At 71.5% G+C, this 4,296-nt stretch carries 3 protein-coding genes and 1 tRNA gene; 1 reads left to right on the forward strand and 3 read right to left on the reverse strand.

Annotated features, from left to right (window positions below):
- Nucleotides 1-23 precede the first annotated feature (23 nt).
- The 3 genes from ACFV6I_RS35515 to ACFV6I_RS35525 form a co-directional block, all read right to left on the reverse strand.
- On the reverse strand, nt 24-1,001 hold the full coding sequence (locus tag ACFV6I_RS35515; protein WP_063348048.1) for a ribose-phosphate diphosphokinase: 978 nt from the start codon (nt 999-1,001) through the stop codon (nt 24-26).
- A gap of 202 nt (nt 1,002-1,203) precedes the next feature.
- Nucleotides 1,204-2,658: a bifunctional UDP-N-acetylglucosamine diphosphorylase/glucosamine-1-phosphate N-acetyltransferase GlmU gene (gene glmU, locus ACFV6I_RS35520; RefSeq protein WP_380430022.1), complete on the reverse strand. Its 1,455-nt coding sequence runs from the start codon at nt 2,656-2,658 to the stop codon at nt 1,204-1,206.
- Between the two features lie 144 nt (nt 2,659-2,802).
- Nucleotides 2,803-2,873 (reverse strand) — tRNA-Gln (locus ACFV6I_RS35525).
- A gap of 249 nt (nt 2,874-3,122) precedes the next feature.
- On the opposite strand from ACFV6I_RS35525, the gene ACFV6I_RS35530 reads away from it, so the two are divergent.
- The gene (locus ACFV6I_RS35530) at nt 3,123-4,115 is read left to right on the forward strand and encodes an acyl-CoA desaturase (RefSeq protein ID WP_380345641.1); all 993 of its coding nucleotides are present in this window, start codon (nt 3,123-3,125) and stop codon (nt 4,113-4,115) included.
- Nucleotides 4,116-4,296 lie beyond the last annotated feature (181 nt).

Genomic DNA, 4,296 nt, shown 5'->3' on the forward strand with positions numbered 1-4,296 from the left:
GGGGCCGCCGCCGTCGGGCTTCGTCAGTGCACGCCCTCGAAGAGGCTCGTGACCGAACCCTCCTCGAACACCTCGCGGATCGCGGCCGCGATCGAGGGGGCGATGGACAGCGTGGTGATCTTGTCCAGCTGGATCTGCCCCGGGGTCGGCAGCGTGTTGGTGAACACGAACTCGCTGACCCGCGAGTTCTTCAGCCGGTCCGCGGCCGGGCCGGAGAGCACGCCGTGGGTGGCCGCCACCAGGACGTCCGCCGCACCGTTGTCGAACAGCGCGTCAGCCGCGGCGCAGATCGTGCCGGCGGTGTCGATCATGTCGTCGACCAGGACGCAGACCCGGTCCTTGACGTCACCGACGACCTCGGCCGACAGGATGGTGTTGGCCTGGGTCATGTCGCGGCGCTTGTGGATGATCGCCAGCGGCGCGTCCAGCCGGTCGCACCACTGGTCGGCCACCTTCACCCGGCCGGCGTCCGGCGACACGATGGTCAGCTTGGAGCGGTCCACCCTCCCGCCCACGTAGTCCGCCAGCATCGGCAGCGCGAACAGGTGGTCCACCGGGCCGTCGAAGAAGCCCTGGATCTGCGCGGTGTGCAGGTCCACGGCCATCAGCCGGTCGGCGCCCGCCTGGCGCAGCAGGTCGGCGACCAGGCGCGCCGAGATGGGCTCGCGGCCCAGGTGCTTCTTGTCCTGGCGGGCGTACCCGTAGAACGGCAGGATCGCGGTGATGCTCTTGGCGGAGGCCCGCTTCAGCGCATCGATCATGATCAGCTGTTCCATGATCCACTGGTTGATGGGAGCCGTGTGGCTCTGCATCACGAAGCAGTCCGCGCCGCGGGCGGAGTCCAGGAAGCGGACGTAGATCTCGCCGTTGGCGAAGTCCAGGGCCTTGGTCGGGACGAGCTCGGTCCCGAGCGCCTCGGCCACCTCCCTCGCCAGTTCCGGGTGGGCACGGCCGGAGAAGAGCTTGAGTTTCTTCTCACCCGACGTCGTGATCCCGCTCACTGCACCGTCTCCTCGCGTTGCTGACGCTGAACCCCGTCGTCCCGTGCGGGCAGGCGCAGCCGGCTCGCACGAGGGGTCGGGGGAATTGTCGGTACGCCTGGACACGGGCCGTAAGCCCAGTGGCGCACGTATGTCCCCAAGGTTACGCGCCCACGCAGAAACCGTCCGCCCCGGGACCGCCCTCGGGCTCCCGCCCGCCCCGTCAGGCGTCCGCGGCCCCGTCCGTCGCAGCCTTCGCGGCCTGCGCGGAGGTGGTCCCCGGGCGCTTGCGCTCCACCCAGCCCTCGATGTTGCGCTGGTGCGCCCGGCTCACTCCGAGCGCGCCCGGCGGGACGTCGGTGGTGATGACCGAACCGGCCGCGGTGTAGGCGCCGTCCCCGATCGTCACCGGGGCGATGAACATGTTGTCGGAGCCGGTGCGGCAGTGCGCACCGATCACCGTGCGGTGCTTGTTGACGCCGTCGTAGTTCACGGTGACGGAGGCCGCGCCGACGTTGGTGCCCTCGCCGATCGTGGTGTCCCCGATGTAGGAGAGGTGCGGCACCTTGGCGCCCTCGCCCAGCTCGGAGTTCTTCACCTCGACGTAGGTGCCGACCTTCGCCTTGCGGGCCAGCCTGGCCCCCGGCCGCAGGTAGGCGTACGGGCCGGCGGTGGCCAGCTCGCCCACCTCGGCGCGGTCCGCCGTGGTGTTGCTCACACGGGCGCCGGCGCCGATCAGGGTGTCGGTCAGGGTCGAGTTCGGGCCGACCTCGCAGCCCTCGCCCAGGTGGGTGGCGCCCTGCAGCTGGGTGTTCGGCAGCACGAGGGCGTCCGGCTCGTACGTCACCTGCACGTCGATCCAGGTGGTCGCCGGGTCCACCACGGTGACGCCGGCCCGCATCGCCCGCTCCAGCAGGCGGTCGTTCAGCAGCCGACGGGCCTGCGCGAGCTGCACCCGGTCGTTGATGCCCAGGATGTCCCGGTGGTCCTCCGCGACCACGGCGCCCACCCGGTGCCCGGCGGTGCGCAGGATCTCCAGGGTGTCGGTGAGGTACTCCTCGCCCTGCGAGTTGTCCGTGGTGAGCTCGGCCAGCGCCTCGACCAGCAGCTTGGCGTCGAAGGCGAAGACGCCCGAGTTGATCTCGGCGATCGAGCGCTGGACGGCGGTGGCGTCCCGCTCCTCGACGATCGCGGCGACGGTGCCGTCCTCGTCCCGCAGGATCCGGCCGTAGCCGAAGGGCTCGGGGACGACGGCGGTCAGCACGGTGACCCCGTTGTCCTGGGCGGTGTGGGCCTTCGCCAGACGGCGCAGCGTGTCCCCGGTCAGCAGCGGGGAGTCCCCGGCGGTGACGATCACCGTGCCGTCCAGCACCACGCCGTCGGCGGCCAGCGCCTCCAGCGCCGTGCGCACCGCGTGCCCGGTGCCCTTCTGGTCCTCCTGCACCACCGGGCGGGCCGCCGGGTAGTGCGCCGCGAGGTGCTCCTGGACCTGGTCCCGCTGGTGTCCGACCACCACGACGAGCTGCTCCGGCGTCAGTTCGCGGGCCGCCGAGACGGCATGACCCACCAGCGACCGGCCGCAGACCTCGTGCAGCACCTTGGGCAGCTTGTTCGACTTCATCCGGGTCCCGCCACCGGCGGCGAGCACGACAACGGCGGCAAGCGAATTGGCACCCATGCGGGGAGGCTCCTCGGTCGGTTCACAGAGCGGGCAGAACGGGCCCGGACCGGACCGAGGCCGGTCGCCATTCGCACAGTCCGCCGAGCAGCACCGACAATACCGGCGGTTCGGCGGTACGCCCGAACCTGAGGCGTGCAGAGGCTCCGCCGCTAGGATTCGAACCCAGACAAAGGCCTCCAAAGGGCCCTGTGCTGCCATTACACCACGGCGGATGGTTGCTCAGACCCTACCCGAGTCGACCCGGCCATGGGTATCAACTGCCGCGATCCGCAGGCCCCGATCCGCCGGAAACGGTCGAACAAGCCGGGCCGCCGGTTCATCCATCCAGTCGGGTGAATTCACTCAAGCGCCGTGCGGCGGCGTGTTCCCTTCGCCACGGAGCGCAACCTACGATGCCGTAGGTTACGCCAACGTAGCCTCCGCTCCTCCCTCCCGCACAGAGATGCCGCAAAGGGACGCCCATGACCACCAAGGCCGGCGAGCCGAGCGCGGGGAACGCCGCGCTTCCCACCGAATCCCCCGATCCCACCGACACCGCCGCCACCCGGCTGTCCGCCACCCGCGGCGGGGAGAAGCAGGGCCTCGCCGAACGGCTCGCGCTCGGGCTGTTCATCCTCCTGCCGTTCACCGCGCTGCTGGCCGCCGTGCCGGTGGCCTGGGGGTGGGGACTGGGGTGGACGGACGCGGCGATCACCGTCGCCATGTACTTCCTCACCTGCCACGGCATCACCGTCGGCTACCACCGCTACTTCACCCACAGCGCGTTCAAGGCCAACCGCCCGATGCGGCTCGCCCTCGCGATCGCCGGCAGCCTGGCGGTCGAGGGCCCGCTGGTGCGCTGGGTGGCCGACCACCGCAAGCACCACCGGTTCAGCGACAAGGACGGCGACCCGCACTCGCCGTGGCGCTACGGGGAGAGCCTCCCCGCCCTGCTCAAGGGCCTGTGGTGGGCGCACATGGGCTGGATGTTCGACGAGGAGCAGACCCCGCAGCTCACGTACGCGCCGGACCTCGTCCGCGATCCGGCCATACGGCGGATCTCCCGGCTGTTCTGGCTCTGGACCATGATCTCGCTGCTGCTCCCCCCGCTGGTCGGCGGGCTGGTGACGCTGTCCTGGTCGGGCGCGCTGTCCGCCTTCTTCTGGGGATCGCTGGTCCGGGTGGCCCTGCTGCACCACGTCACCTGGTCGATCAACTCGATCTGCCACGCCGTCGGCCGCCGCCCGTTCCGCTCCCGGGACCGCTCGGGCAACGTCTGGTGGCTGGCGGTGCTCTCCTGCGGCGAGTCCTGGCACAACCTGCACCACGCGGACCCGACGGCCGCCCGGCACGGGGTGCTGCGCGGGCAGATCGACTCCTCGGCCCGGCTGATCCGCTGGTTCGAGCTGGCCGGCTGGGTCCGGGACGTCCGTTGGCCGGACGCACAACGGATCGCCGCCCGCCGCGCCGCATGAGTCGTCGCTTCCAGCATGATGTAGGGGTGAACGGGAGCAGCGCAGACAGCACAGGCGGCCACCAGAGCACGCGGACGGACGCGGCGCCCGACGCGGCGCCGGCCCCGCCGCGAAACGCGGCAACGGCGGGGGGGGGCGGCGGGGGAGGTGCGCCCCCCCCCGCGCCGCGCCCCCGGGGCGG

The sequence above is a fragment of the Kitasatospora sp. NPDC059803 genome, assembly GCF_042732255.1.
Lineage (GTDB): Bacteria > Actinomycetota > Actinomycetes > Streptomycetales > Streptomycetaceae > Kitasatospora.

Coding starts and splice junctions, on each gene's coding strand:
- ACFV6I_RS35530 (WP_380345641.1), top strand. CDS start 3,123: ATGACCACCAAGGCCGGCGAGCCGAGCGCGGGGAACGCCGCGCTTCCC.
- glmU (WP_380430022.1), bottom strand. CDS start 2,658: ATGGGTGCCAATTCGCTTGCCGCCGTTGTCGTGCTCGCCGCCGGTGGC.